We start from the raw sequence: 1,355 nt of genomic DNA, 5'->3' as shown, positions 1-1,355 counted from the left end.
AAGTCTCATTTGCTACATCCAAGCCCCCGTTGGTCCCCCAATTTTGGGGGACTTTTAGAAGCAAATTGACTCTTGTTCCCCCCAAAGTTGGGGGGCTAGGGGGGCAAAATTCAGTATCAAAAAACTTGGGAGATATCCTCTAAGGCAATACCTGCTGAATGCTGAGGGCTAATAGCCGATTTTTAAGTATCTATAAACGTAAGCATTCAGCCGTCAGCCGTCAGCCGTCAGCCGTCAGCCGTCAGCCGTTCGCGTAGCGTGGCCAACGGCCAAGGCTCACCCTTGGCCTTGGCCAATAACTGATAGCTGAATGCTGATGGCTAATGGCTGATAGCGGAATGCTTACCTATAAACTTATCTGGCTAACCACCAAGAATTATGCAGCAAATTTTCAATGGTGGCTCTCCCACAGGATTTACCCACCAAGACTCTTAAGTCCCCATCTTACCCCTATCCCGACAATCTTCTGTTCCCTAGGCAACACTTCTGCCTATTACCAATTACCAAGCTTCATGGATAAATTGAATAAAATTATTGGCTTCTCTAGGACTGATACTAACAAAAATAACCAGATAAATAATTAGCATTAGGCTTAATGTATTGAACTCTTTCATTTCTAATTTCCTCAGATTAGTTAGTGATTGACTTAGTGATTGACTGTAAGCATTCAGCTGTCAGCTGTCAGCCTTTGGCCGTAGGCTACGCTACTTGAGGTGCCGTCAGCTTATGCCTATAGCGCATTAGCTGATAGCTGATAGCTGACAGCTGATAGCTGATAGCTGGCAAGGGTAGCTTTTCAACTAGCCCGTTAGACCTAGACTGAATCCTGAAATTGCTGTAGTTTAGAACTCTTCAACTTCCTCTAGTTTCGTTGCTTTTTCAGGTTTTAACAGTACCCTTGTGGGTACTCTTAATCCTGGAACTGTAAGCTTTAGGACTGTCATTACTTAAAATTACAATTTCTACCCAAAGCTAGCTATACAGGAGTTTTTCCCGATTCCCGATTCCCGATTCCCGATTCCCGATTCCCGATTCCCGATTCCCGATTCCCGTTCCCCTCCTGGGAGGGGTTAGGGGTGGGTTCCGATTCCCGATTCCCGATTCCCGATTCCCGATTCCCGTTCCCCTCCTGGGAGGGGTTAGGGGTGGGTTCCGATTCCCGATTCCCAATTCCCGATTCCCGATTCCCGATTCCCGTTCCCCTCCTGGGAGGGGTTAGGGGTGGGTTCCGATTCCCGATTCCCGATTCCCGAACCCAATTGAGAACTGCTATATTGGGTGGCATGGGTGCCTACACCATTGAACTCGCTATCTGCCTAGCTTATAACTCCCTTGGATTGTGCGGTCGTTTTCTT

1 protein-coding gene is annotated in these 1,355 nt (G+C 47.3%); it reads left to right on the top strand.

The window, feature by feature from the left end; genetic code table 11:
- Positions 1-1,076: 1,076 nt before the first annotated feature.
- A partial coding sequence (locus F6K37_RS42620) for an immunoglobulin domain-containing protein (RefSeq protein ID WP_287257248.1) occupies positions 1,077-1,355 on the top strand: 279 nt, incomplete at its 3' end.

This window comes from Moorena sp. SIO4E2 (assembly GCF_010671945.1).
GTDB classification, from domain to species: Bacteria; Cyanobacteriota; Cyanobacteriia; order Cyanobacteriales; family Coleofasciculaceae; genus Moorena; species Moorena producens.
This window is presented reverse-complemented; position numbering and strand designations above follow the sequence as displayed.